The 24,184-nt window shown below is 37.2% G+C and carries 24 protein-coding genes and 1 riboswitch; of the genes, 20 read left to right on the top strand and 4 right to left on the bottom strand.

The features are described 5' to 3' along the window. Positions 1 to 49: 49 nt before the first annotated feature. Complete coding sequence (hutH, locus tag IEV57_RS09490; RefSeq protein WP_188442065.1) at positions 50 to 1,621, bottom strand: histidine ammonia-lyase; 1,572 nt, start codon at positions 1,619 to 1,621, stop codon at positions 50 to 52. Between the two features lie 323 nt (positions 1,622 to 1,944). On the opposite strand from hutH, the gene IEV57_RS09485 reads away from it, so the two are divergent. The 6 genes from IEV57_RS09485 (at position 1,945) to IEV57_RS09460 (ending at position 8,718) form a co-directional block, all read left to right on the top strand. Then, positions 1,945 to 2,337: a GxxExxY protein gene (locus tag IEV57_RS09485; RefSeq protein WP_188442063.1), complete on the top strand. Its 393-nt coding sequence runs from the start codon at positions 1,945 to 1,947 to the stop codon at positions 2,335 to 2,337. Between the two features lie 200 nt (positions 2,338 to 2,537). Continuing rightward, on the top strand, positions 2,538 to 3,413 hold the full coding sequence (locus tag IEV57_RS09480) for a LysR family transcriptional regulator (protein ID WP_188442060.1): 876 nt from the start codon (positions 2,538 to 2,540) through the stop codon (positions 3,411 to 3,413). 359 nt (positions 3,414 to 3,772) lie between these two features. Then, positions 3,773 to 4,825 carry a DUF4221 family protein gene (locus IEV57_RS09475; protein WP_229744303.1) on the top strand — a complete coding sequence of 351 codons (1,053 nt, stop codon included), beginning with the start codon at positions 3,773 to 3,775 and terminating at the stop codon, positions 4,823 to 4,825. Between the two features lie 106 nt (positions 4,826 to 4,931). Continuing rightward, complete coding sequence (locus IEV57_RS09470) at positions 4,932 to 6,431, top strand: glycoside hydrolase family 32 protein (RefSeq protein ID WP_188442056.1); 1,500 nt, start codon at positions 4,932 to 4,934, stop codon at positions 6,429 to 6,431. Positions 6,432 to 6,497: 66 nt separating this feature from the next. Then, entirely contained in the window at positions 6,498 to 7,841 is a 1,344-nt protein-coding gene (locus tag IEV57_RS09465; RefSeq protein ID WP_188442054.1) for a sugar porter family MFS transporter, read from the top strand. Continuing rightward, positions 7,834 to 8,718, top strand: coding sequence for a carbohydrate kinase family protein (locus tag IEV57_RS09460; RefSeq protein ID WP_188442052.1), 885 nt, complete (start codon positions 7,834 to 7,836; stop codon positions 8,716 to 8,718). The genes IEV57_RS09465 and IEV57_RS09460 overlap by 8 nt, the downstream gene beginning before the upstream one ends. A 146-nt stretch (positions 8,719 to 8,864) precedes the next feature. Here the strand turns inward: IEV57_RS09460 and IEV57_RS09455 are convergent, their stop codons facing one another. Continuing rightward, the gene (locus IEV57_RS09455; RefSeq protein ID WP_229744302.1) at positions 8,865 to 10,232 is read right to left on the bottom strand and encodes a hypothetical protein; all 1,368 of its coding nucleotides are present in this window, start codon (positions 10,230 to 10,232) and stop codon (positions 8,865 to 8,867) included. Positions 10,233 to 10,423: 191 nt separating this feature from the next. Further along, positions 10,424 to 11,338 (bottom strand): 23S rRNA (adenine(1618)-N(6))-methyltransferase RlmF, encoded by a 915-nt coding sequence (gene rlmF / locus IEV57_RS09450; protein WP_188442275.1) that lies wholly within the window; start codon positions 11,336 to 11,338, stop codon positions 10,424 to 10,426. 133 nt (positions 11,339 to 11,471) lie between these two features. Between rlmF and IEV57_RS09445 the strand changes: the two genes are divergently transcribed. The 5 genes from IEV57_RS09445 to IEV57_RS09425 all read left to right on the top strand — a co-directional run bounded on the left by IEV57_RS09445 (position 11,472) and on the right by IEV57_RS09425 (position 16,939). Beyond that, a complete protein-coding gene (locus tag IEV57_RS09445) occupies positions 11,472 to 12,017 on the top strand; it encodes a fasciclin domain-containing protein (protein ID WP_188442051.1) in 546 nt (181 codons plus the stop codon). A gap of 436 nt (positions 12,018 to 12,453) precedes the next feature. Next, positions 12,454 to 12,563: riboswitch (SAM riboswitch) on the top strand. A 208-nt stretch (positions 12,564 to 12,771) separates the two neighbouring features. Further along, complete coding sequence (locus IEV57_RS09440; protein ID WP_188442050.1) at positions 12,772 to 14,079, top strand: O-acetylhomoserine aminocarboxypropyltransferase/cysteine synthase family protein; 1,308 nt, start codon at positions 12,772 to 12,774, stop codon at positions 14,077 to 14,079. Positions 14,080 to 14,139: 60 nt separating this feature from the next. Continuing rightward, a complete protein-coding gene (locus IEV57_RS09435; protein ID WP_188442046.1) occupies positions 14,140 to 15,195 on the top strand; it encodes a homoserine O-acetyltransferase family protein in 1,056 nt (351 codons plus the stop codon). Next, a complete protein-coding gene (locus tag IEV57_RS09430) occupies positions 15,188 to 16,411 on the top strand; it encodes a homoserine dehydrogenase (RefSeq protein WP_188442044.1) in 1,224 nt (407 codons plus the stop codon). The genes IEV57_RS09435 and IEV57_RS09430 overlap by 8 nt, the downstream gene beginning before the upstream one ends. A gap of 135 nt (positions 16,412 to 16,546) precedes the next feature. Further along, positions 16,547 to 16,939, top strand: a complete 393-nt coding sequence (locus IEV57_RS09425; RefSeq protein ID WP_188442042.1) for a VOC family protein — start codon at positions 16,547 to 16,549, stop codon at positions 16,937 to 16,939. Here the strand turns inward: IEV57_RS09425 and IEV57_RS09420 are convergent, their stop codons facing one another. After that, positions 16,940 to 17,380, bottom strand: coding sequence for a DUF2147 domain-containing protein (locus tag IEV57_RS09420; RefSeq protein ID WP_188442040.1), 441 nt, complete (start codon positions 17,378 to 17,380; stop codon positions 16,940 to 16,942). 134 nt (positions 17,381 to 17,514) lie between these two features. Between IEV57_RS09420 and pdeM the strand changes: the two genes are divergently transcribed. The 9 genes from pdeM to gldC all read left to right on the top strand — a co-directional run bounded on the left by pdeM (position 17,515) and on the right by gldC (position 23,972). Beyond that, positions 17,515 to 18,183, top strand: a complete 669-nt coding sequence (gene pdeM / locus IEV57_RS09415; protein ID WP_188442038.1) for a ligase-associated DNA damage response endonuclease PdeM — start codon at positions 17,515 to 17,517, stop codon at positions 18,181 to 18,183. A gap of 128 nt (positions 18,184 to 18,311) precedes the next feature. Further along, positions 18,312 to 19,202, top strand: coding sequence for a cell division protein FtsX (locus tag IEV57_RS09410; RefSeq protein ID WP_188442036.1), 891 nt, complete (start codon positions 18,312 to 18,314; stop codon positions 19,200 to 19,202). Between the two features lie 2 nt (positions 19,203 to 19,204). Next, on the top strand, positions 19,205 to 19,414 hold the full coding sequence (locus IEV57_RS09405; RefSeq protein ID WP_188442034.1) for a DUF3098 domain-containing protein: 210 nt from the start codon (positions 19,205 to 19,207) through the stop codon (positions 19,412 to 19,414). A 3-nt stretch (positions 19,415 to 19,417) separates the two neighbouring features. Continuing rightward, positions 19,418 to 20,212 (top strand): undecaprenyl-diphosphate phosphatase, encoded by a 795-nt coding sequence (locus tag IEV57_RS09400; RefSeq protein WP_188442032.1) that lies wholly within the window; start codon positions 19,418 to 19,420, stop codon positions 20,210 to 20,212. A 1-nt stretch (position 20,213) separates the two neighbouring features. Next, positions 20,214 to 20,900 carry a tRNA pseudouridine(55) synthase TruB gene (gene truB / locus IEV57_RS09395; protein WP_188442030.1) on the top strand — a complete coding sequence of 229 codons (687 nt, stop codon included), beginning with the start codon at positions 20,214 to 20,216 and terminating at the stop codon, positions 20,898 to 20,900. After that, on the top strand, positions 20,887 to 21,819 hold the full coding sequence (locus IEV57_RS09390; RefSeq protein ID WP_188442028.1) for a bifunctional riboflavin kinase/FAD synthetase: 933 nt from the start codon (positions 20,887 to 20,889) through the stop codon (positions 21,817 to 21,819). The genes truB and IEV57_RS09390 overlap by 14 nt, the downstream gene beginning before the upstream one ends. 9 nt (positions 21,820 to 21,828) lie before the next feature. After that, positions 21,829 to 22,527, top strand: coding sequence for a CoA transferase subunit A (locus IEV57_RS09385; RefSeq protein WP_188442026.1), 699 nt, complete (start codon positions 21,829 to 21,831; stop codon positions 22,525 to 22,527). Positions 22,528 to 22,727: 200 nt separating this feature from the next. Next, positions 22,728 to 23,387: a CoA transferase subunit B gene (locus IEV57_RS09380; RefSeq protein ID WP_188442024.1), complete on the top strand. Its 660-nt coding sequence runs from the start codon at positions 22,728 to 22,730 to the stop codon at positions 23,385 to 23,387. Positions 23,388 to 23,627: 240 nt separating this feature from the next. After that, positions 23,628 to 23,972: a gliding motility protein GldC gene (gene gldC / locus IEV57_RS09375; RefSeq protein ID WP_188442022.1), complete on the top strand. Its 345-nt coding sequence runs from the start codon at positions 23,628 to 23,630 to the stop codon at positions 23,970 to 23,972. The last annotated feature ends 212 nt before the right edge of the window (positions 23,973 to 24,184 follow it).

Here is a 24,184-nt window from a genome sequence, read left to right as displayed (position 1 = left end):
ATTTAAAATTTTCCCTTGTGTCTTGGCGTCTTAGTGGCCTTCTTCAAACTTAATATCTATCAAACTCCGCTGACCAAGAAGTCTCTAAAGCTAATCCTTCTTTCTCAGCAACTTCTTTAGCTAAGGTAAGCAATTCTCCACTTTGGATCATCTGAATAGCAGTCTCCATATCTTCATACATAATCTGATCTTCGGAAACATGTTTTATTTTGGTGCGCACATGTTCGTAAAGGGCGGTCATGATTTTTCCTGACTTCAAAGGAGCATGGAAATCTACAGCTTGGGCTGCACAGAAGAGTTCGACTCCGAGAATCTTTTCCACATTTTCGATCACTTGCAATGCTTTTCTTGCCCCAATAGACCCCATACTTACATGGTCTTCCTGACCAAGTGAGGTAGGAATGCTATCAGCTGAGGAAGGAAAACAAAGTCCCTTGTTTTCACTTGCCAAAGCCGCAGTAGTGTATTGAGGGATCATGAATCCAGAATTCAAACCAGTTTCTTTCAACAGGAGTTTAGGTACTCCAGGAGTATCTCCTTCTAATGAAAGGTAGATTCTTCTGTCAGATATATTTCCAATCTCCGATGCAGCCAAGCAAGCATAATCCAAAGGCATGGCAATAGGTTGACCGTGAAAATTCCCTCCGCTGATGGTGTGATTTTCGTCGAAAACTACGGGGTTGTCAGTGACGGAATTGATTTCTATTTCTAAGATTTGTTTGAGGTGTAGCCAGGCATTTCTAGAAGCACCGTGCACTTGTGGCATACAGCGAAGTGAATACGGATCTTGAACCCTCGCGCATGCTGCATGGGAATGTACGATTTCCGAATCATGCAGCAGGTTGAGGATGGTCTGGGCTACATGTTGGTTTCCAGCATAGGGACGGAGTTCGTGGAGTTCGGAGGAAAATGGCTTGATTGAACCGAGAAGTCCCTCCAACATCATCGCTCCGGTAATGTCCGCATGGGCGAGGATATTATAGAATCTTTCTAGGACTTTTACCCCAAAAGCAGCCATGAACTGAGTTCCATTAATGAGTGCCAAACCTTCTTTTGGTCCTAAAGGAATTGAGGCAAGCTGATGAAGCTGAAATAGCTTTTCTGTAGGAATGACCTCGCCTTTGTAATGGACTTTTCCTAGGCCGATTAAGGGTAAAAATAAATGCGAAAGAGGTGCTAAATCTCCTGATGCACCCACGGAGCCCTGTTTTGGGACTACAGGAATGGCATTATTTTCCACATGCCAGATCATTCTGTCTAGCGTAGCTTCCTGTATACCTGAATATCCTTTAGCTAGAGCATGAATCTTTAGGATCATCATCACTTTTGAAATATCGATAGGAATGGGTTCCCCCACTCCAACAGCATGGCTCTTCAGAATGTTTTCTTGGAGTTTACGTGTCTGATCTGGAGAGATCATCGTCGTACAAAGCGGGCCGAATCCTGTATTGATCCCATAGACAGGTTTTCCATTTGCAACAATTTTTTCTACAGCTGAAGCACTAGCTCGAACTTTTTCTCTAGTCTCCTCTGTGAGGACTCCTTGGATTTCATCTTTAGCTATACTTAGCGCTATGGAAGTAGTGAGATGTTGTTGGCCGTATTGGAAGGTAGTTTTCATATTTTTTTTGCCACTAAGGCACTAATGCGCAAAGTTTTTTTAGATACTATGACGCTAAATTTTTTGATTAGAAAGGATCAAAGGGCCAAAGGAGAAAGTTTTGGAGATTTTAGATCAATTTCTATTTGGACTTACTTTTTGTCATAGTGGTATTTGAATTCAAAAATACTTCATCTTTTTGATGATTATAAATACTAATTTTGCTATATATTGATAACTATAGGTTATTAAAAATTAAACGTTTAAATTCATAGGTTAACTTGAGTCTGTTGGGTGAGGCTTGTATATTGTTTCTTTTGAATAGAAACAGAAATATATATACTATGGAATTTGACGGTCTTAGTATTGAGGAAGAGAGAATTGGAAAAGTGATTGTTAATGCATCTTTTTTAATTCATAAAGCCATTGGGCCAGGATTACTTGAAAAAATCTATGAAGTTTGTTTGGCACACGAGATAAGAAAAGCTGGTTTAAAAGTGAAAAGGCAAGTAACTATTCCGATAGAGTATGATGGGATTCAATTTGATGAAGGTTTGAGATTAGATTTATTGGTGGAAGATAAAGTCATCATTGAGATCAAATCAGTAGAACAAGTTAATCCTGTTTGGACAGCTCAAATCATCAGCCATTTGAAACTGACTAATTTGAATTTAGGTTTCCTTATCAACTTTAATGTTCCTTTGATAAAGAATGGCATTAAAAGATTCCGTAATTAAAAAGGTAGGAAAAAAAGATTGCAACGATGTCACAAAGAGAGTATCGAAATAAAAGAAATTTCTGAGATTATGGTTTCAGGTCAATATTGCTACCTTTTAATTTGCTAATTATGGAATAAAATAAATGTGTCCCCGCCCCAAATAAACCGTAAATAATCCTTAGCGTCTTCGTGCCTTGGTGGCAATAAAACCTTTGAGCCTTGAATATAGAACTCCGACACCTCGAATATTTCCGTGCCGTAGCCGAAGAACTGAACTTTGGCAGGGCAGCGGAACGCTTATTTATCTCCCAACCAGGACTCAGCCGTCAGATTATGCAGATGGAGGAAATATTGGCGGTGCAGCTTTTTGAAAGAACTAAGAGAAGAGTAGAATTAACAGCTGCAGGACATTACCTCAAATCTGAAGTAGATTACATTTTCAACCACCTCGAACTCACCAAAACCCAACTCAAGGAGATTGCAATTGGAAATATTGGTGAACTTAGAATAGGGTTTCTTGGATCTGCTGCCCATACTATCCTTCCTGAACTCCTAGTAAAAATCTCCCAGCACTTCCCAGGTATCCAAACCACTATGGAGGAACTCAGCAATACTTTACAAATTGAGATGCTCGAAAAGGATAAATTGGATTTGGGTTTTGTGAGGCTAGCACGGGTTCCTGAGGTACTACAGATGAAAATGGTGCAACAGGATACTTTTTCATTGGTTCTGCCTTTGAATCATCATTTATCTGAAGATAGTTTTAAAAATGTTGCGCAATTGAAGGAAGAAAACTTTATCCTCTTTTCTCATGACTATTCTTCTATCTACTATGATAAGATTATGTCAATTTGTGAGGACCAAAACTTTTCTCCTAGAATTACCCATAAGTCTGTCCATGCTTTGACTATTTTCAAACTGGTGGAAGCAGGTCTAGGGGTAGCTATCATACCAACTTCCCTGCAACAGGGATATGACCTCAAGGTGAAATTTATAGAATTGAATAGGATCAAGCAAAAAACAGAGCTGTATGCAGTTTGGAAAAAGGGGAATAGGAATCCAGCTTTAGAGAAGGTTTTGGGGTTGTTGAAATGATTTAGAATTGAATGAATTAATCTGCAAATAAACTCAAACTTTGGACTTTGGATAAAAAGTTGAGAAAAGTATCAGGTTATGATTTGCTTTTTTAACAATCAAAACACCAATTCTTTCACACAATTTGTTATTAACTGTTTAGGCTTTTATTATTTAAGCACAATTTTAAAAGAAGCGGAGGATATCCTCGATAAAAACCAGGTGCTAAACAATTGAATTTTTGAAATTAAATCATTAGGTTTGAATTCATTTCAATAACAGTTTTCATGAAACAGACTTATATTTTCTTTTTTTGCATTACCCTACTATTATGCTACTCTTGTGATTCGAGCTCTAGAAAAGCAACAAAAGAATTTCAAATGACATCAAAAGGCAAAGTAAGTCTTTTGATTGATGAAACTACTCCTGATTTTAGTATGGGTCTACAATATGTGGAGGCAGAAAAGGAAATAGTATTCAATATTAATTGGGCTGCAAATTCACTTCAAATGTATGATTTAGAAGATGGGAAATTGATCAATTCTATTCCTTTTGAAAAAGAAGGTGATCAAGGTGTTGGTGAGTTGATGGCATTTCATGTACATGCTTTAGATAGTATTTTTCTTTTTCCTTTCCGAGGATCCTATTTTAGCTTAACAGACACTTCTGGAAATGTCAAGGATAAATTCAGGTATGATGCTCCAGAAAATCATACTGCTGCATTCGTTCATAACATCAGTTTTATCACTCCTCCATTTATCAGAGGAAATGAAGTGATTTTCAAAACTCAACCTACCATCGTTTCCAATTACTTTGAAATGACTGATGATATGCTTGCCGGATCAAGTTTAGGATTTAGGCTTAATCTAGAAACCATGCAAACAGATTTGTTGCCCCATTATTACCCTAAGGGATATTTGGAAGCTGGATTCAAAAGGTTTGAGAGCAGTGGAGCGCAAAGCGAAGACAAACTTGTCTATTCCTTCTTCGGAGATCATCATTTGTACTGGTCAGAAAGTTTCGATGCGCCTTTACAAGTTGTTGAAGGAAAAAGTAAATATTTAAGTGAAAAATTACCTTTGTTACCGATAGATAGAACACCTATTCAGTCTCAGAAATATAGTTTTGCCTCTTCTCGTTATGACAATTTGCTTTATGATCCTTACAGAGAGGTTTTTTATCGCTTTGCTTATCCAGATTTGGACGTGGAGACGGAAGATGAAGTGAGAGCTTTGAGGAATAATCCTAGGCAATTTGTAGTTATGGTTTTCGATAAGAATTTAGAGCTTTTAGGTGAAAATATTTTTGGAGGAAGTAAGTATTTGCCTTTGAATTCATTTGTTGGGAAAAGTGGATTATACATTTCATTAAATAATCCTGATAATCCAGAGAATGAAGAAGATAGAATGGCTTTTGAATTATTTAGTTTTTGAATATTTTGCTTCTGTGTTTTATTGAGGATAATAGTTCTTGGGTGACAATTACATGATTTCAGGATTTTTCATGTAATTTAAGCTTTTACTTTAACCTACGACCCTAATGAATACCAGAATTAGCACATTGCTTTTGTTTATTTCTATCACGTTTTTTCAAGCCTGTTCTCAAAAAGAGACGGTGGTTGAAGAAAACAGAGAGTTTGATGAACAATTTAGACCTCAATATCATTTTTCACCTCCGGCCAATTGGATGAATGATCCAAATGGAATGGTTTATTTTGATGGAGAATACCATCTTTTTTATCAATATTATCCAGATGGAAATGTATGGGGACCTATGCATTGGGGTCATGCAATATCTACTGATTTGATTCATTGGGAACATCTTCCAATAGCAATCTATCCTGACGAATTGGGCTGGATTTTCTCGGGTTCTGCAGTTGTAGATTGGGAAAATACTAGCGGTTTGGGAACAGGAAATCAGCCTCCGATGATTGCAATTTATACCTATCATTTAGATTCAGGAGAAAAGGCAGGAAGAGATGACTATCAGACCCAAGGTATTGCGTACAGTAATGATAAAGGACGAACATGGACGAAATATGAAAACAATCCTGTATTGGCCAATCCAGGAATCAAAGACTTCAGAGATCCTAAAGTAACATGGCACGAGGAAAGTGAATCTTGGATTATGTCTTTGGCCGTCAAAGATAAAATCAGCTTTTATACTTCATCAAACCTTTTGGAATGGACGTATCAAAGTGATTTCAATCCAGAATGGGCGGCTTATGGCGGAGTCTGGGAATGCCCTGACTTATTTCCTTTGACGACAGAGACTGGAGAAGAGAAATGGATTTTATTAGTTAGTATAAATCCTGGCGGTCCTAATGGAGGCTCTGCGACGCAATATTTTGTGGGCGATTTTGATGGAAAAGTCTTTACAACAGAAACCACTGAGGTCAAATGGCTTGACTACGGTGCAGATAATTACGCCGGAGTGACTTGGTCTGATGTGCCAAAAGAAGATGGTCGCCGCTTATTTCTCGGTTGGATGAGCAATTGGCTCTATGCAAATGAAGTCCCAACAGAAGTATGGAGGTCAGCGATGACAGTTCCTAGAAGCTTGGAGCTAATGAAGAATGGAGACGATTATTCTATTGCATCAAGGCCAGTTGAAGAATTGGAAAAGCTTAGAGAAAGCACAAAGGAGCAGGAAGGGGATTTGATCAGTCTTACTTCTGATGTGTTGGAAATTGAGATGAAGTCACTAGGAGGTGATTTTAAAATGACTTTTAGCAACGATCAGGGAGATAAACTAGTCATTGACAAAACGGATGATCTAGTACTTTTTGACAGAAGTCAAGCAGGATTGAAAGATTTTTCTGATGTATTTGCAGCAGTTCATAATGTTCCTCTGAAAGGAGTTGAAGTAAAGGATATCCGAATATTCCTTGATCGATCATCTATTGAGATATTCTTCAATGATGGAAAATCTGTCATCACAGAACTGATCTTTCCAACTTCAGCTTACACAGAGTTGAGTCTTCAGGGAATGGATTCTAAAGTCGAAATTCATCTATTAAAATCGATCTGGGGAAATTAACAAAACCATTCCCAAATAATCCATTAACTAATTAACCCAATAACTCTATCAACTATTCCCCAAAATATGCAAAGCAAAAATTATGTTTTATTCCTTTCCATCACAGCTGCTTTAGGTGGTTTTCTGTTTGGATTTGATACCGCGGTGATTTCAGGAGCGGAAAGAGATATTCAAAGCCTTTGGGACTTGTCAGATTTGAAACATGGAATGGCGGTTGCGATTGCATTGTATGGGACTGTGATAGGTGCATTATTTGGTGGGATTCCTGCTGATAAGTTTGGACGAAAAACCTCCTTACTTTGGATTGGTTTGTTTTATTTGGTTTCTGCACTCGGATCAGCATTGGCTCCAGATGTCAATACATTTATGTTTTTCAGGTTTTTGGGAGGTTTAGGTGTTGGTGCTTCTTCCGTGGTTGCACCCATGTATATTTCTGAAATTGCCCCAGCCGCTCGTCGAGGACAGTTAGTCGCATTATATCAATTCAACATTGTTTTTGGGATATTGATGGCCTACTTCTCAAACTACCTCATCGGTACAGCCAATCTCAATGAAGCATGGAGATGGATGATGGGAGTGGAGGCAATTCCAGCTTTGATTTATTCGATTTTGATCATCAAAGTACCCAAAAGCCCAAGGTGGCTTATTGCCAATAAGAAGGATTTTGAAGGAGCAAGGGTAATCTTGACCAAAACAGATCCTGAAGGCGTAGATGAAGCGATAGCTCTAGCTATTGAAGAAAGCAAAGAAATCAGAGGCAAGGCAACTGTCAGTATGCTTTTCAATTCAAAATTTAGAAAAATAAGTTTTATGGCGATTTTGATGGCGGTGTTTAATCAGCTGTCAGGAATCAATGCCATCATCTATTTTGCTCCGAGAATTTTCGAATCAGCGGGAATAGCCACTGAAGATGCTTTGATTTCAACGATAGGAATAGGTGCGATCAACTTAGTAGCAACGATGCTTGGGCTATACTTGATAGACAAACTCGGAAGGAAGATGTTGATGTATATCGGTTCGGTGGGTTATATTATCTCACTTTCACTGATGGCCTATAGTTATTTTGGAGGAGTGATCGAAAGTAGTCTTTTACCATACTTTGTGTTTGGTTTTATAGCTGCACATGCGATCGGTCAAGGGTCTGTGATTTGGGTATTTATATCTGAGATTTTCCCCAATGAACTCCGAGCCTATGGCCAATCCATGGGCTCATTTACACATTGGATTTTGGCAGCGGTAATTGCTAATGTTTTTCCTTTAATCGCCAATCGCTATGGTGCGGGAAATATCTTTGCATTTTTTGCAGTAATGATGGTACTGCAATTAATTTGGGTAGCGGTAAAAATGCCTGAGACCAAAGGCCGTTCCTTAGAAGAAATTCAAAAAGATTTACAAAAAAGTCATGACTAAGAAAATTATTTGTTTTGGAGAGATGCTTTGGGATGTGTTTCCTGACGGGGAAGTTGCAGGCGGAGCACCAATGAATGTTGCCCTTAATCTTAAGCAATTGGGGATGGATGTAGAGATGATTTCGCGTTTGGGAAAAGATGAACATGGCCACAAACTCAAAGAATTTGTCAAAGAATATGGCTTACCGCTTACCCAAATTCAGGAGGATGAAGTATATCTAACGGGAAAAGTCATTGTCAACAATGCAGATAAAGAAAATATCAAATATGAAATCATTGAGCCTGCTGCTTGGGATTTTATCACTTTGACTGAAGAGAATCTAGGAGTGGTTCAAGAAGCCAAAGCATTGATTTTTGGAAGCTTGGGAGTGAGAAACGACCAATCATGGAAAACACTCTATCATTTGGTTCACCAACCCCTCTTAACTGTCTTCGATATCAATTTGCGTGCGCCATTTATAGATTTTTATAAGATCGATAGTTTGCTAGGTTATACAGACATCCTCAAAATTAATGAAGATGAATTGGAGATTTTAGCTGATTTCTTTGAATTGAAGCGTGGAGGAGATCTTGCAGAGAAACTTTGTAGATATCTCGAAGAAGAATACCCGATTGAGACCATTTGTATCACTTTGGGGAGTCAGGGCGCCATGATGTATCAAAATGGACAATTCACTAGACATCAAGGTTATAAAGTGGAAGTTCAAGACACAGTAGGAGCAGGAGATGCTTTCTTAAGTGGATTTGTGAAAATGTATCTCGAGGGAAAGAAACCTCAAGAAATCCTTGATTTTGCTTGCAAGCTTGGTGCTTATGTAGCCAGTCAAAAAGGAGGAACTCCGAAGTATAGTTTGGAGGATTTGGAGAAAATGAGGTAGGGGGGGTAAATCTAGAATTTAATCTTCATTTGACGGATTATAAAAGAGTTATAGTTTTAATAGGCCTTGATAAATAATCAAAAAGAAATTCAGTGATTTGTCAAAATCATTGAATTTCTTTTATCCTAAAACTTTAGAATGATCCATCAATCATTCCCAACAAAATTTGCCCGTCCAAAAAATCGTTGATTCACGAAGTTATTGAGATTGGAACCAAACCTGTAATTAAACCCAAATCTTGTATCAATGGTATATGCTGAGGGTAGGGTGACTCTCCCGCTCAAGATATCCTGTTCGGAGAAATCTCCTGATGCCAGGTAAATCTGGTCCTTGACGTAGTTACCTTCTGCTCTTACATAAAAAGAAAAATTCCCAGTTACACGGACTTCTGCACTGACACTCATACCTGTGGTCCAAAAGCTAAAATCATCTAAATAATTTCTCAGACGATATCCAACTTGCAGGTTACCCCATCGTTGATTTAGTCCCAGACTGGCTCTTAGACTTTGGAGAGCCCGGGTTTCTTGAACTGCCCCGTAGATCGTTTCCTCCACATAGCTATTGTTTCTTACTTCAATCCCATAATTCACTCTCAGAAACCTGGAATTCTGCTCTGATTCAGGAAAAAAATTGAACTCTAAAGCTGGTCTGATGCTGACCTGAAACTTGTAATTAAAGCGAGTATTCTGACGTCCTTCAACATCATATCCATAAGACCAGCGGGGTGAAATGGACTTCACCAGCTGGTGACCAAATCCAAATTCTGAAACATCAAAATTGTTCTCAATTTCATCGATGATTTGGTTGCCGTTGTTATCAAGAACAGGAGCGCCATTCTGATCAACTCTTGGTTCCTTTTGAATCGTGGTTCTCAGTCTTTCACTTACTCTCCCAGATATGGAAATTTTCCACTCGTTCGTGATGCGATTTATATTGAAGTCTCCACCAAAATTGATTTGCCTGCTCAATTCCTCTATTTCAAAGTTCGCATCACTGCCAACATTGAAAACCCAGTAATTCCAGGAATCAACACTTTCCTGTCTAGTATCTTCCAGGTCGCTCTGGTCGGTCTTCATATTGATATCAACGCCCTCTCCTGCTTTGGTCTTCGCAACAAACGGAGCTAAACCTAATTTGATAAACCGAGTAAGCTTTTCACGCACTTCAAAGTCAGTATCCGTTTGTTTGTTATTTACATAAAGAGTGTCTCTTCTTCCCGCATAAATGTTTTGTTGACCTATAAAAATCAGTTGGTATTGGCGACCTCCGCCACCAGACCTGTTATTGTTAATGAGCAAAAAGACATCAGCCATTTCATTATCCCTGTAGAAATCAACTGCCGTAATTTCCGTTCTGATATAATCCATATCACAGCCTCCATCTCTCCGTTCACAGCCATCGATAAACACTCTGAGTTTATTGGGAGGATTGTAATTGTCAATTAATGTTTGACTAATAGCAGAAGAATTTAAGGCAAAGTAAGTCAGAATATATAAAAGTGATATTTTTTTCATTTTTTGGGAGGTGATTCGCATTTATCGTTTCATTTCAATCAAAGCTGTGTACTCGTTATCAACTTTGAAATTGTAATTTCAATACAATTTTTGAATATGATAAAACATTTTACACGAAGGTGCTAAGAAAATAATAAAGGAACCCTTTTTATTTATTTATATGAATCTAGGAAAAGTATAAAGATTCAGATTTACACAAAACTCCAAGCCACAATTCTGCTAATTTTATTTCCTTGACCCATTTCTATGGTTTTGATGATTTTCGGTTGGACGGCATCTAGCGTTTTGTAGACAAAGGGAAGATTAGCCTCTTTTGAAACCAAGCTAGTAAACCAGCGACATTGTTTGCCAAATCTCCTGCTTTCATAAATCATGTCATTGAGAAATTTCAACTCGCCTCCTTCATACCACAATTCATTACTCTGTCCGCCAAAGTTGAGTGTTGCTTTTGTTACTTTTTGGCCTTTGAGATTGCTGAGTTTTCGCAAGCTGCTTGCTTGTGCTTCTTTGGCAGAAGCGTGAAAAGGTGGGTTGCAGATACTGACATCGTAAAATTCACCTTCATGAATGATGTCAGTAAAAAAGTTTCTTTTTTTCGTCTGTAGTCTGAGAAAGACATTAGACTTTAGATTCGGGTTGTTATTGATCGTCTTTTGAGCAGCATCTATAGCTTCTGGATCAATATCAGAGCCCACGAATGTCCAATCATATTCCATGACACCAATGATAGGGTAGATACAATTGGCACCTACTCCAATATCCAGACATTTAGTCTGCTTTTGTGATTTACCATTTTTGTCAGTAAGTAAATCTGCGATATAATGAATATAATCAGCTCTTCCAGGGATAGGAGGGCAGAGGTAGTTTTCAGGAATATCCCAATTGTCAATTTTATAAAAATGCTTCAATAATGCTTTGTTAAGCATTAAAACAGCCTTAGGATCAAAAAAATCTATAGATTCATCTCCGTACTTGTTGATTAAAACAAAATTTTGAAGTGCAGGTAATGATTCTGATAGAGACTTGAAATCATATCTTTCCCTGTGTTTATTACGTGGATGAAGGATTGATTTGACCTTAGCGTGTACTTTTTTATCTTTTGGCATCATTAGTGAGCGTTATGATGTACAAAAGTATTCAAAATTTACCCTTCATCAATTATTTCTTACTTATTAAAACTTATTGGTGGAAATGATGTTTGGTCTCTATTGAATCATAAACAACAAAAAAAGAAACAAAATGAAAATCTTTAAAATTTTATCTCTTGCAGTTGCGTGTAGCGCGGCAGTATTCGCAGTTAGTTGTGACAACAAATCAACTGAAACTGAAGAAACAACAGAAGTTGTAGAAGAAGTAGTAGTAGTAGAAGAGGCTCCAAACACAGTAGTTGACATTGCTGTAGGTTCTCCTGACCACACAACTCTAGTAGCAGCAGTTTCTGCAGCTGGCTTGGTTGAAACTTTAAGTGGTGATGGTCCATTCACAGTTTTTGCTCCTACTAACGCAGCTTTTGCAGCTTTACCAGAAGGTACTGTTGATAATCTGTTGAAGCCAGAAATGAAAGATCAATTGACAGGAGTTTTAACTTACCACGTAGTAGCTGGTAATGTGATGTCAAGTGATTTATCAGATGGACAAGTTGTAACAACATTAAACGGTCAGGAATTAACTGTATCTATCAAAGACGGAAAAGTAATGATCAATGGTGCTACTGTTGTAGCGGCTGATCTTGCTGGAAGCAATGGTGTAGTACACGTAATTGATTCGGTATTATTACCAAAATAAGTTGTCAAAACTTAAAATTTTAAAAGCCTGCTGAAAAGCAGGTTTTTTTTTGCCCATTTTTAAAAGAAAATTACAGAATAAAACTTATTAATAGGTTATAATGTAATTACATTGTGCATACATTCAATCACAAATATAGAAACGGCAATAATTAAAATTGGAAATTCTAAAGGGCTGCGTTTAAGTAAAACTATTTTAGATAAATATAATATTATTGATAAGGTAGAGATCATTTTGGAAGAAGATCAGATTATCATAAAGGCTATATTTAAACCTGGATATATATAATGAATTGATAATCAAATTTTTGTGGTCTAAATAGCCGATTTTCCTACTAGTTTATTTGAGCTTATATACATTATTTTCATCAATTTTCTTGCATTCTAAAATTTCCTGAATTTACTTTGTGTTGTCCTTTCACTTTTTCCAGTGTTAGGATTTATAAAGAAGAGGCAAGAGACAGGCTCTATGACCCTCTGGCAACCTGGAAAATCCAAGGTGCCAATTCCTGCCGATAGAGAATATCCTCTTTCGGAAATATAAATTCTTAACAAGATGATTTATATTCAAACTTCAGGGCAATCCCAAAAATCAGAATTAGCAAAAGATAGACAGAATCTCCTGGATTCAGCGTTTATGTTTTGTCCTATGTGTAGGTAATTTTTTACCCCTACTCAAATCTCTGTATTCCTTCAGATCATACTTAAAAAGGAAATTCAAGTTAAAATTTTAAAATCTATTAAACCTATCAATTATGTCTAGTAATCATCGATTCGAAACATTACAACTACATGCAGGGCAAAATCCAGATTCTGCTACTAATTCAAGAGCGGTACCCATATACCAAACCACTTCTTATGTTTTCAATTCTGCTGAGCATGGAGCGAATCTTTTTGCCTTAAAAGAATTTGGTAATATCTATACAAGGATAATGAATCCTACTACGGATGTTTTTGAGCAAAGAGTCGCAGCTTTAGAAGGTGGTGTTGCGGCAGTAGCAACAGGCTCAGGACAAGCTGCTCAGTTTTTGGCTTTAAACAATATTTTGCAGACAGGAGAGAATTTCGTTTCTACTTCCTTTTTATATGGAGGATCATACAACCAATTCAAGGTTGCTTTCAAAAGAATCGGCATTGAAGCGAGATTTGCAAAAGGAAATAATCCTGAGGATTTTGAAAAATTAATTGACGATAAAACTAAAGCGCTTTATTTAGAAACTATCGGAAACCCAGAATTCAATATTCCCGACTTTGAAGCGATTGCTGCGGTGGCAAAAAAGCACAATATTCCTTTGGTTGTCGATAATACTTTTGGAGCAGGTGGATTTCTTTTTGCACCGATCAAGCACGGAGCAAATGTGGTAACAGCCTCTGCTACCAAGTGGATCGGTGGACATGGAACATCGGTTGGAGGAATTATTATAGATGGAGGAAACTTCAATTGGGGTAATGGAAAATTTCCTCAGTTTACTGAACCTTCCGAAGGATATCATGGATTGAAATTTTGGGAGGTTTTTGGAGAAAATAATCCACTAGGATTACCAAATATAGCTTTTGCAATTAGAGCGAGGGTAGAAGGTTTGAGAGATTTTGGTCCTGCACTTAGTCCTTTTAATTCTTTCTTATTGCTACAGGGACTGGAAACACTATCACTTCGGGTGCAGCGTACAGTTGATAATGCCTTGGCCATCGCTGAGTGGCTTGAATCACATCCTCAAGTTCAGAAAGTAAACTATCCAGGCTTAAAATCTTCCCCATATCATGAATTGGCAAAGAAATATCTAAGAAATGGGTTTGGTGGTGTTTTGAGTTTTGAGATTAAAGGAGATAAAGAAAGTACTTCTGATTTCATTAATAAACTTGAACTGATATCTCACCTTGCCAATGTTGGGGATGCCAAAACTTTGATCATACAACCCTCAGCGACTACGCATCAGCAACTATCTGATGAAGAACAAAAGGCTGCAGGTGTCACACCAACTCTATTGAGATTGTCTTTAGGTATCGAACATATCGAAGATATCAAAGCTGACTTGCAGCAGGCTTTTGATGATGTCAAATAAAGGTAACTATTGAATCAAAATCAAAATAAAAGTGGGTTTATTCCCTCTCAGAAATCAAAAATGAATCTAGAAAGTCCCTACCTGATTATCGATATGGTGCAAGAAACCTTTACCAACGAAGGCGAATTCCAACTGGAATCTGGAGATGTTCTCAGGAATTTTCAGTTGGCCTATTCTACACAAGGTCAATTGAATGCAAATTCTGACAATGTGGTCTGGGTTATTCATGCCTTGACTGGAGATACGCAAGTCCAAGTTTGGTGGTCAGGACTTGTGGGAGAAGATAAGTTTTATGATCCAAGTAAATACTTTATCGTATGCGCCAATCTTTTGGGTTCTTGTTACGGTTCTACGCAACCGCTTTCCCAAAACCCAACAACAGGGGAATCTTATTATTATGATTTTCCAAATCTTACCACAAGAGACATGGCCAATACCTTGGAATTACTTAGAATCGAACTGGGAATTCATCAAATCAATACCTTGATCGGTGGATCTTTGGGAGGTCAAGTGGGAATAGAGTGGGCGTATTTACTTCAAAACAAAGTAAAAAATACAATCATTCTTGCTTCAAATGCTAAAACAGCTCCTTGGACGATAGGCTTTAATGAAACCCAAAGAATGGCAATCTCTGCTGATCAAACTTGGGGAGAAAAATTTCCTGAAGCGGGAAAGAAAGGTTTGGAAGCTGCAAGGGCAATAGCAATGTTGACTTATCGTCACCCAGAAAATCTCTCCGAAAAGCAAGTCGATGAACCGAATAAATTGGATGGATTCAAAGCAAGTTCTTATCTGCGATACCAAGGTCAAAAACTCGCAAATAGATTTAATGCACTTTCTTATTGGACGCTCACTAAGACGATGGATAGCCATGATGTGGGTAGAAATAGAGGCGGAGCAGCATTAGCACTATCCCAAATACCTTCTCGCGTCTTGGCAATTGGCGTAGATAAAGACTTGCTTTTCCTCAAAGAGGAATCTCAATTTATTGCCAATCATGTCCAAAAAGGAACTTATAGAGAAATAAAATCTCCTTATGGTCATGACGCATTCCTAATAGAATACGAACAGTTAAATTATATTCTCAGCTCTTTTTACCTAGAAAACAATGACTAAGCGAATAGGACTCTTTGGTTTTGGAGTGGTCGGTCAAGGCTACTTTCAGATTGCTAAAAAACAAAAAGAAAAGTGGATCCCTGACACGATAGTGGTCAAGGATCAAAAGAAAAGAAGGCCTTCTGATATCAAGTTTTCATATCATGCTCAGGATGTGTTTGACAAAAATCCAGACTATATCCTTGAATTGATTTCTAATACAGAGGAAGCTTATGAATATGTTACTGAAGCCTTGAAAAGAGGAATAACTGTTATTTCCGCAAATAAAAAACTACTTTCTGCCCATCTTCCTGAATTGATCAGTTTGCAGAAAGTTTTTGGTGGAAAATTGCTCTATGAAGCCGCTGTGGCTGCTGGGATTCCAGTTATTACTACTTTGGAGACACATTTTGAAGAGGATACCATAGTAAGTATTGAAGGAATTCTTAACGGATCATCAAATTATATCCTGTCAAGGATTTTCAATAATGGATTGAGCTTTGACGAGGCGTTGAGAATGGCGCAACAAAAAGGTTTTGCAGAGTCAGACCCTAGCTTTGATATCAGTGGCAGTGATGTAGCAAGCAAGCTTAATATTTTGATTTTGCATGCATTTGGGAAATTTGTGGGAGAAGAGCAAATTGCCACTTTTGGAATTCAAAATTTGGGAGAGGATGAAATTGCTCTAGCAAAATCACTTGGACTCAAAATCAAACTTATTGCAAAAGCTGAAAAAGACTATCGAGGCATTTCGGCTTATATTATTCCAACGCTTGTGGAGGAATCCAATCTTTTCTATGGCGTAGAAAACGAATATAATGCCGTAAAAATCAATTCAGAGCATTTGCAAGATCAATTTTATCAAGGTAAAGGAGCTGGAAGTTTACCAACGGGCGCAGCTGTGTATGGAGATTTGGTCAAAGCTAGAAATGGCTTTTCGTACAATTATTCCAAAGTGAATTTTGACAAGCCTTTAGATGAGAAATTGCTGAATCTTGGGATAAAGGTCCTGGTAAAATGTCGCTCGGAGGAAATCATTGAAAATAATATCTTCTCCACAGAATTTATCGAACGTGTTGATGGATTTTATTTTGCAGTTGGAAAAGTCAAACCGAAAAGCTTAAACAAGCTTAATGAATTGAAAGAAGTTTCCTTGATTGCTTTGCCAGATTATCTATCTGCCGAAGATATTTTACACGAATTGAAGGAGATTCAAAAATCAGGAGAGTTGATATAGTATTACGCTTTAAACCTATTATTCTTCTAAACCCTAGAGTCGTGAATGCGACTTTAGGGTTTTTTGCTTTTTAAAATACAAGAAATTAAGTTAGGAATCGTTTTGTATCACTTAATTTGTTTTTTACCTTGAAATATGAACTATACTCAAATCAAAGAAATTTGTCTTTACATTTCAGATATTGATCAAGCTGAGAGATTTTGCCATAATTTGCTTGAGATGCCGGTCATTTCTAAAGTAGAAGGAAGGCATATTTTTTTTAGATGTGGGAGTTCGGTTTTGCTATGTTTTATACCCGAAGTGACTAAGAATGAAATAAACCTACCACCACATTTCGCATCAGGGAAGCAACACATAGCTTTTGAAGTTTCGGCAGATGATTATTCAGAATCCAAACAAAAAATAATTAGAAATGGGATTGAAATCACCCACGAACAAGAATGGTCTGACGGACAGAGAAGTATTTATTTTGAAGACCCCTTCGGAAATGTTCTTGAACTTGTTCCAAAGGGGATTTGGGAAGGGTAGTTATTGAACTTTTGTCCATTCTACAGTCCTTCCAACGAAAGAAATCCCGATATAACCTCTTACTTCTAGAGTTTTATCATTTTTCTTTTTGATGATACATGAATATGTTTTTCCGTTTTTAGGATCGTAAATCGTCCCATCTTCCCATACTCCATCGCTGTATTCAAAGTCATTGAGAAGCTTCATTCCCATGATTGGTCTTGTTCTTTTTGACTTGTCACTGTTGTTTTTATCTAATTTTGGTTTGCCATTTTCGGTCGGTTCGGCAAGCCAAACGATCTTACCTGAATATTTTCCGCCTTCTTTTGTGATTTCTACCTGAGCGTCTTTTTCAGTATTGTACCATTTCCCGAGGATAGCATCAGCATTCTGTGCAAAAGCTGTCGATGTACCAAAGATCAATAATACGGCAATACCTAATTGAATGAATTTGCTTGTCATGTTATTTTGAGTTAAGGGTATATAAACTTGAGGAATATTAATACTTTTATAATACGAAAACAAATGTCTTTGTTCCTCTCCTTACGGAAGAATATTAATTAGTACTGATCTAAATCAGAAATTTTAGTTTAAGAATGCAAGAGAATTCAGTTGGTTTTGAGTTGATATTAAAGGAGTTAAGTTGTAGTTTTTGGTTATTGCCTCAGAAAGCTATTTATATAAAAAAACACCAAGCTTTATTGATTGCAGATCCACATTTTGGGAAAGCAGGTCATTTTAGAAAGGCAGGAATCCCCATTTCTGAACATCTTCATGATGATGATTTACAGAAGATTTCGCAGTTAATCCAGCAGTTTGAGTCAAATGACATTTATTTTTTGGGTGATTTATTTCACTCAGACCTAAATGAATCTTGGTGGGTTTTAGAAACGTTTATAGATTCATTTCCAAAAGTTAATTTTCATTTGGTAAAAGGAAATCATGATATACTTCCTCAAGCTTGCTACACTTCCGGAAAATGGATCATTCACGAAGAACCTTTGGAGATTGAAAACTTTTTGCTTTCGCATGAACCACTTCCTGAAGTGCCTGAAGGTAAAATCAACTTCTGTGGTCATATTCACCCTGGCATAGCTCTTCGAGGAAAAGGGAGGCAGAAAATTACACTTCCCTGTTTTTTTTATAGTCAACGTAGGATCATTCTTCCCGCTTTTGGAAGATTTACAGGCTTAGATGTACTTGCTTGTACCAAATTAGATCAAGCGTTCGTTATTGCTGATGAAGTGGTGATTCAAATCAATTAAATCGAATAAGATTGGTTATATACCATAAGCTGATTAATTTTGACCAAATTTGAATATTCGATGTAATATTATCCATCGATAAAAAATCCAAATACTCAACGCAGGGCGCAAACCCATTTTCGATATATATGAAAGGCAATTCAAGGAAGAAGACAAAAGTTGGTAAATTCAAGTTTATCTCAGTACTTTTTAGTACAACGCTTTCACTTTTCATCGTCGGTCTTTTTGGAGTGATTTTTATACAAGCGAAAACACTCACCAAAATTATTCGTGAAAATATAGAAATTCAAGTTTTTCTAAATAAAAATATTACTGAAGAGAGAAAAGCAGAAATAGCCAAAACACTCTCTCAAAAACCGTTTTTACTTCAAAAAGAGGATGGGAATGGATTAGTTTTTATTTCTCAAGAAGAAGCAGCTGCAAGTTTTCTAGAAGATACTGGAGAGGATTTTACGGCTTTTCTAGATGATAACCCATTGAGAGATAGTTATACTTTAGCACTTTCTGAAGAGTTTCAAACTGCTGATCAAATCAAAGAAATCGTTACAGAGCTCCAAGATATGGATGGTGTCTTCGAAGTAACTTATATGTCCGATTTGGTAGAATCGATCAACGAAAATCTATTGAAAGTGAGTTTGGTGATGGGAGGATTTATTGTCATCTTGATCATCACCGTAATTATGCTGATCAACAATACGATTAGATTAGCTTTATTTTCGCAACGCTTTCTTATCAGAAGTATGCAATTGGTTGGTGCGACGAGAGGATTTATCAGAAAGCCTTTCTTGAGTAGGGCATTTTTCTTTGGGGCATTGTCAGGATTATTAGCATCAGGAATTCTCTATGCAATTATTGAATATACCAAGGCCAACATTGATGGCTTCGCTTTGCTTCAAAATTATGAATTGTTATACCTTCTTTTTGGAGGATTAGTTATTGTCGGAGCGATGCTGTCATTCTTCAGCACCCTCAAAGCTGTAAATAAATACTTAAACATGTCTTTGGACGAACTTTATTAAATATGAGCAATCAATCTTTTCCCTTTACCAAGAAAAATTATCAGCTGATGCTTATCGGCATCGCAATTATCGTAATTGGTTTTACCATTATTGGTTTGGATCCTGAAACACACGGATTTGGTTTCATGGGTTTGACTTTAGGTCCGATCGTTACTTTGGCGGGATTTATTTTTGAATTTTACGCAATCTTCCATAAGTCGGAATCAAAGTAAATTATGGACATTATTGATGCAATCATCCTCGGAATCGTTCAAGGATTGACGGAGTTTTTGCCTGTTTCCTCAAGTGGTCACTTGGAATTGGGTGCTGCAATTTTGGGAGATTCAAAACTTCCTGAAGAAAGTATGATGTTCACAGTAGTTCTTCATTTTGCCACTGCGTTATCTACTATTTTGGTTTTTAGAAAAGACCTCGCAGAGATTTTCAAAGGACTTTTTCAATTCAAATGGAATGAAGAAACCAAGTTTTCTCTCAAAATCATCATTTCTATGATACCTGCGGCGATCATTGGAGTTTTCTTTAATGAACAACTCGAGCAGTTCTTTGGTGGGAAAATCGTCTTTGTGGGATGTATGCTTCTGTTAACAGCTATTTTGCTGTATTTGGCCGATAAAGCCAAAAATACAGACAAACCAGTAGGTTTTTGGAATGCATTTTTGGTAGGGATTTCTCAAGCAATTGCAATTCTTCCAGGAATATCTAGATCAGGAGCTACGATTTCTACCTCAGTTTTATTGGGAATAGACAAATCAAAAGCTGCAAGATTCTCTTTTTTGATGGTTGTACCATTGATTTTAGGGAAAATAGCAAAAGATATACTAGATGGAGCTTTGACATACAACACAGAGAGCTTTGGCTACCTTTCAGCTGGATTTATTGCAGCATTTATTGCAGGTTATTTTGCCTGCACATGGATGATTGCTTTGGTGAGAAAAAGTAAATTAACTTATTTCTCTATTTATTGTGCCATCGTCGGATTGATTGCAATAGGCGCTGGATTATATATGTAATATGCAAGAACAGGAACCTTACGGAGAAGTTTTTTTAATTGATAAGCCTTTAGAATGGACATCGTTTGATGTGGTCAAAAAGGTAAGAAATGCCCTCAAAATCAAGAAAGTTGGTCATGCTGGTACTTTAGACCCATTGGCTACTGGCCTGTTGATTGTCTGCGCTGGGAAGAAAACCAAAAGTATAGACACCTACATGGGGCAGGAAAAGGAGTATACAGGGACGTTTGTACTTGGAAAAACTACAGAGAGTTTTGATAGAGAAAAAGAAATCATTGAAGTAGCTGATCCCTCACACCTTACTCTTAAAGATTTGAAAAGCGCAGTTGCTGAATTGACAGGTGACATCCTTCAAATTCCACCCATGCACTCTGCTATTAAGGTAGATGGAAAGAGGGTCTACGAGTCCGCTCGAAAGGGAATCGAAGTCAAAATGGAACCACGTCCCGTTACAGTGTCTGAGTTTGAAATCACAAGATTTGAACTCCCAGAAATTGATTTTAGAATCGTTTGTTCCAAAGGGACTTACATCAGGAGTTTGGCGAGAGATTTAGGAGAAAAGCTAGAAGTAGGGGCTTATATGTCTGCTTTGACCCGAACAAGAATCGGAGAATTTAGGTTAGAAGATGCAGAAGATTTGACCACTTTAGTAGATAAGATAAAAGCAAGAGTGCATGAGGATATATGAAGGCATCGATGAATTTGGACCAGTCAATAATCCCGTGGTCACCAGCGGAACTTTTGACGGTGTCCATCTTGGTCATCAAAAAATTCTCAAAAGGATAAGTAATATCGCGGATGAACTAAAAGGGGAGACTGTTTTGATTACTTTTTGGCCACACCCTAGACTGGTCTTATATCCCAAAGAGCACAATTTGATGTTGCTCTCTACTTTTGAAGAAAAAGCTAAACTCCTGAGAGAAGCTGGAATAGATCATTTGATCTCCATTCCATTTACAAAAGAATTTTCAGAATTGAGTTCGGAGGAATTTATTCAAAAAATCCTGATTGATAAAATCCAAACCCGTAAATTGGTCATAGGATATGATCATCGATTTGGGAAAAATCGAGAAGGTGGTTTTGAGTATCTTAAAGAGCATATTGACCAATATCCTTTTGAACTTGAAGAAATATCTAGAGAAGATGTTGATGATGTTGGCGTATCTAGTACAAAAATACGTCATGCCCTTCAAGGTGGTAAAGTAGCTATTGCCAATGGCTATTTGGGAAGATCCTACGAGCTCAATGGAATCATCATTAAGGGACAGCAACTTGGAAGATCTATTGGTTTTCCCACAGCAAATATTCACATTCCCAATGATTATAAACTGATTCCATGCGACGGAGCTTACGCTGTTGTAGTCAATGTCGAAGGGGATCAATACAATGGCATGCTCAATATCGGAAATAGACCAACTGTTGATGGAAATAGCCGTAGTATAGAAGTGAATCTTTTTGATTTTGAAGGAGACCTTTATGATAAAAGGGTATGTGTTCAGATCAAAGAATACCTCAGGCCAGAGACGAAATTTGAAGGTTTGGAGCAGTTGAAACAGCAGTTGAAAGCAGATCGAGAAAAAGCAATAAGCATATTAACCCAAAAATAATTTAAAGATATGATCAACAAAACAATAGCAAATGCAGCAGAAGCTGTAGAAGATGTTTTTTCAAATGCAGTATTGATGTTTGGCGGATTTGGTCTTTCAGGAATCCCCGAAAACAGTATCCAAGCTTTATTGGATAAAGACATCAATGGTTTGACCTGTATTTCTAACAATGCTGGTGTTGATGATTTTGGAATAGGTTTGATGCTTCAAAAGCGGATGGTGAAAAAGATGATTTCAAGCTATGTGGGTGAGAATGCAGAGTTTGAAAGACAACTTCTGAGTGGAGAGTTGGAAGTGGAATTGATTCCACAAGGAACATTAGCAGAAAGAGTCAGAGCAGGAGGAGCTGGGATTCCAGCATTTTTTACACCAGCAGGAGTCGGAACTGAAGTAGCCAATGGAAAAGAGTTACGAGAATTTGATGGGAAACTATATCTCTTGGAAAGATGGTTGAAGGCTGACTTTGCTTTTGTCAAAGCTTGGAAAGGAGACACCGCGGGAAATTTGATTTTCAAAGGAACGGCTAGAAATTTCAATCCAATGATGGCTGCAGCAGGCAAAATCACAATTGCAGAAGTAGAAGAATTGGTGCCAGCAGGGGAATTGAACCCAAATGAAATCCATACCCCTGGAATCTATGTTCAAAGGATTTTTCAAGGGAAAGATTACGAAAAAAGAATTGAACAGAGAACGGTAGCTAAAGGATAGGGTTTATTGAAATCCGCCACGGCGGACAAGTTATGCCTTCGGCGAAATATTACCATATTATTTCCACCTTATTTCTACAATATCTCCACCTTATTTCAATTATATTTCAAATGTATTTCCTCCCTTCGATCAATCATAAATCTTAATTCTAAGATCATAAATCTAAAATTAACCTGAAGAAACCCAATAAATAAATAGATATGCTCAACAAAGATCAAATAGCACAGAGAATAGCTCGGGAGGTTCAGAACGGACAATATATCAATTTGGGAATTGGAATACCGACATTGGTAGCAAACTATATTCCTGATGATTTGGAAGTTGTCTTGCAGTCCGAAAATGGACTTTTGGGGATTGGACCATTTCCTACAGAAGATAAAGTTGATCCAGACTTGATCAATGCTGGCAAACAGACCATTACCATGACCAAAGGTTCAGCACTTTTTAACTCAGCAGAATCTTTTGCGATGATCAGGGGAGGACATGTGCAGCTTACGATTCTTGGTGCCATGGAAGTGTCTGAAAATGGAGATATCGCCAATTGGAAGATTCCAGGAAAAATGGTAAAAGGAATGGGAGGAGCAATGGATTTGGTAGCTTCTGCCGAAAATATCATTGTAGCGATGCAGCATTGCAGTAAAAGTGGAGAGTCGAAATTACTCAAAGAATGTAGCCTACCGATCACAGGAATTAGATGCGTCAAAAAAATAGTCACTGATTTAGCAGTTTTGGATGTACTTCCAGAAGGTGGATTCAAATTATTGGAGCGTGCTCCAGGTGTAAGTGTTGAGGAAATTCAAGAAAAAACAGAAGGCAAACTCGTAGTAGAGGGCGAGATTCCTGAGATGAGATTTGAATAGGTAAATAAAACATTGTGTATATCCGCTTTCTTAACAGTAGCCATTTATAATATTGTATGAAGTTCATTTCAATCAGCTGTGGGCAGTTGACTATGGTCTGTTGGCGATTATTCGTATAATTCTAAGTGAAATATTCACATACTGGTGTTATTGAGGATAATCATAGAAAACATTTTGGATAGAGATCGGAACTCAGATTTCCCTTTTGTAGTTTTGAGGCATTAATCATCATACTAAATAATGAAAAGTTCAGAGATAAAATTTAAAATCAACCTTGACGATAAAAATCTCCCAAAATCTATACAATGGGATGCTTCTGATAAAGAAGGTGAGGGTGAAGAAGCTACCAAAAGTATCAGCTTGAATGTTTGGGATAATTTAAATCACAGTACTTTAAGAATCGATCTTTGGACAGATGATATGTCTGTGGTGGAGATGAAGAGATTTTATATTGATATTTTGGGAGGAATGGCTCAAACGATCTTAAATGCTACAGGTGATGAATACATATCTGAAGAAATGAAAGAACTCTGTGACAGACTTGTGAAACACGTCAATGAAGAGAATAAAAATTCAACCAAGTAAATTAAAGCCCTGATGAGAATCAGGGTTTTTTTATTTATACTTTTAAAGATCAAACTAATAACTTCAAATTATTTTTTATTGGGTTTTTGTTGATAATCAAAGGGTTTATTTTGTAAATGATATGTTCTTAAATTTTTATTCGCAATTAATTGGATAATAAATGCAGGATTATTGGGAATTTCTTCTAATTTTCACATTAATTACAGATTCAA

The organism is Belliella aquatica, from assembly GCF_014637795.1.
GTDB classification, from domain to species: Bacteria; Bacteroidota; Bacteroidia; order Cytophagales; family Cyclobacteriaceae; genus Belliella; species Belliella aquatica.
Note: the sequence above shows the minus strand (reverse complement) of the source record. Positions and strands in the feature narration are given on the sequence as shown.

Excerpts from the sequence above, each read along its gene's own strand:
- IEV57_RS09445 (WP_188442051.1), top strand. The coding sequence starts at position 11,472 with ATGAAAATCTTTAAAATTTTATCTCTTGCAGTTGCGTGTAGCGCGGCA.
- IEV57_RS09385 (WP_188442026.1), top strand. The coding sequence starts at position 21,829 with ATGATCAACAAAACAATAGCAAATGCAGCAGAAGCTGTAGAAGATGTT.
- IEV57_RS09440 (WP_188442050.1), top strand. The coding sequence starts at position 12,772 with ATGTCTAGTAATCATCGATTCGAAACATTACAACTACATGCAGGGCAA.
- IEV57_RS09410 (WP_188442036.1), top strand. The coding sequence starts at position 18,312 with ATGAAAGGCAATTCAAGGAAGAAGACAAAAGTTGGTAAATTCAAGTTT.
- IEV57_RS09460 (WP_188442052.1), top strand. The coding sequence starts at position 7,834 with ATGACTAAGAAAATTATTTGTTTTGGAGAGATGCTTTGGGATGTGTTT.
- truB (WP_188442030.1), top strand. The coding sequence starts at position 20,214 with ATGCAAGAACAGGAACCTTACGGAGAAGTTTTTTTAATTGATAAGCCT.
- IEV57_RS09435 (WP_188442046.1), top strand. The coding sequence starts at position 14,140 with ATGAATCTAGAAAGTCCCTACCTGATTATCGATATGGTGCAAGAAACC.
- IEV57_RS09380 (WP_188442024.1), top strand. The coding sequence starts at position 22,728 with ATGCTCAACAAAGATCAAATAGCACAGAGAATAGCTCGGGAGGTTCAG.
- IEV57_RS09455 (WP_229744302.1), bottom strand. The coding sequence starts at position 10,232 with ATGAAAAAAATATCACTTTTATATATTCTGACTTACTTTGCCTTAAAT.
- IEV57_RS09400 (WP_188442032.1), top strand. The coding sequence starts at position 19,418 with ATGGACATTATTGATGCAATCATCCTCGGAATCGTTCAAGGATTGACG.
- IEV57_RS09465 (WP_188442054.1), top strand. The coding sequence starts at position 6,498 with ATGCAAAGCAAAAATTATGTTTTATTCCTTTCCATCACAGCTGCTTTA.
- pdeM (WP_188442038.1), top strand. The coding sequence starts at position 17,515 with ATGCAAGAGAATTCAGTTGGTTTTGAGTTGATATTAAAGGAGTTAAGT.
- IEV57_RS09425 (WP_188442042.1), top strand. The coding sequence starts at position 16,547 with ATGAACTATACTCAAATCAAAGAAATTTGTCTTTACATTTCAGATATT.
- IEV57_RS09470 (WP_188442056.1), top strand. The coding sequence starts at position 4,932 with ATGAATACCAGAATTAGCACATTGCTTTTGTTTATTTCTATCACGTTT.
- IEV57_RS09430 (WP_188442044.1), top strand. The coding sequence starts at position 15,188 with ATGACTAAGCGAATAGGACTCTTTGGTTTTGGAGTGGTCGGTCAAGGC.
- hutH (WP_188442065.1), bottom strand. The coding sequence starts at position 1,621 with ATGAAAACTACCTTCCAATACGGCCAACAACATCTCACTACTTCCATA.
- gldC (WP_188442022.1), top strand. The coding sequence starts at position 23,628 with ATGAAAAGTTCAGAGATAAAATTTAAAATCAACCTTGACGATAAAAAT.
- rlmF (WP_188442275.1), bottom strand. The coding sequence starts at position 11,338 with ATGCCAAAAGATAAAAAAGTACACGCTAAGGTCAAATCAATCCTTCAT.
- IEV57_RS09420 (WP_188442040.1), bottom strand. The coding sequence starts at position 17,380 with ATGACAAGCAAATTCATTCAATTAGGTATTGCCGTATTATTGATCTTT.
- IEV57_RS09390 (WP_188442028.1), top strand. The coding sequence starts at position 20,887 with ATGAGGATATATGAAGGCATCGATGAATTTGGACCAGTCAATAATCCC.
- IEV57_RS09485 (WP_188442063.1), top strand. The coding sequence starts at position 1,945 with ATGGAATTTGACGGTCTTAGTATTGAGGAAGAGAGAATTGGAAAAGTG.
- IEV57_RS09475 (WP_229744303.1), top strand. The coding sequence starts at position 3,773 with ATGACATCAAAAGGCAAAGTAAGTCTTTTGATTGATGAAACTACTCCT.
- IEV57_RS09405 (WP_188442034.1), top strand. The coding sequence starts at position 19,205 with ATGAGCAATCAATCTTTTCCCTTTACCAAGAAAAATTATCAGCTGATG.